The following is a 1,221-nucleotide window of genomic DNA, read 5'->3' on the forward strand; positions in this document are numbered from 1 at the left end:
TGACCTGAGCCCCAAGTCTCCTCCAGCTTTGCGTGGAGTCCTTGGAGTTAAATCTTTGGCGTTAGGCCGCCATCTTGTCCATCGCCTTTCTCTGCAGAAATTCCATCGGTGTCAGGTTGCCCAATGCTGAATGTGGTCTGCACCAGTTGTAGTCTTCCTGCCATTCTTCAAGCGTTTTGCGTGCATCACTTAATGTGCCAAACAGCGTTTCGTTGAGGCATTCGTCTCGCAGTTTGCCGTTGAAGCTTTCAATGAAGCCGTTCTGCTGGGGCTTCCCAGGCGCGATGTAATGCCAATCAATGCCGGTTTCCTGGACCCATTTGAGGATCGCCATACTGGTGAACTCAGTTCCATTGTCCGACACAATTGTCTTTGGCATGCCGCGTTCAGCGATGATCCGATCCAACTCGCGTGCAACGCGGTGGCCGGACAGCGAAGTATCAGCCACCAGCACCAAGTTCTCACGACTGAAGTCATCAACGACGGTAAGAACGCGAAACCTTCGACCATCCGTCAACGCATTTGACACGAAGTCCAAGCTCCAGCGTTGGTTTGGGCCATCGGGCAGCACCATCGGCTTCCTCGTGCCCAAAGCACGCTTTCTACCGCCTCTGTGGCGCACCTGAAGCTTCTCTTCGGTATAAATGCGCCTCACCTTCTTGTGGTTCACGGAAAAACCTTCCCGCGCGATCATCACGTGGACACGGCGGCATCCAAACCGTCGCCGTTCTCTGGATACCCGCTTGATTGCATCTCGTAGTTTCGCATCATCGCCACGACGCGAAAGATACCGCACTGACGATCGATCAACTCGCAGAACATTACACGCCCGCCGCTGGCTGACCTGATGGACCTCCATCAAATGAACCACAGCTTTCCGCTTTGCCACGGGCGTCACCACTTTTTTGAGTTGATGTCTCGCAGCATAGCGTTGTCCAGCATTTGTTCCGCCAGCAACTTCTTCAGCTTGCCGTTCTCGTCTTCCAACGCCCGCAACCGCTTCGCGTCAGATGGCTCCATGCCGCCATACTTCGATTTGTATTTGTAGAACGTCGCCGAGCTGATCCCATGCCGCCGACACACGTCAGCGGTCTTCTCACCAGCTTCCTGTTCCTTGATCATCGCAATGATCTGTTCGTCCGTAAATCGTGCCTTCATTTGTCCGTCCTTTTGTTGGGCGGACTCTACACAAATTTGGAGGAGTTTTAGGGGCTCAGGTCA

At 53.8% G+C, this 1,221-nt stretch carries 1 protein-coding gene; it reads right to left on the bottom strand.

Annotation, left to right across the window (positions count from 1 at the left end; genetic code table 11):
• Nucleotides 1-61: 61 nt before the first annotated feature.
• A protein-coding gene (locus tag Q4544_RS15690; protein WP_407063057.1) for an IS3 family transposase occupies nt 62-1,158 on the bottom strand; the annotation gives its coding sequence in 2 pieces (ribosomal slippage) (nt 62-909 and nt 909-1,158; 1,098 coding nt in all).
• Nucleotides 1,159-1,221: the final 63 nt, after the last annotated feature.

Source organism: Cognatishimia sp. 1_MG-2023 (assembly GCF_030548175.1).
In the GTDB taxonomy this organism is placed as follows: domain Bacteria; phylum Pseudomonadota; class Alphaproteobacteria; order Rhodobacterales; family Rhodobacteraceae; genus Cognatishimia.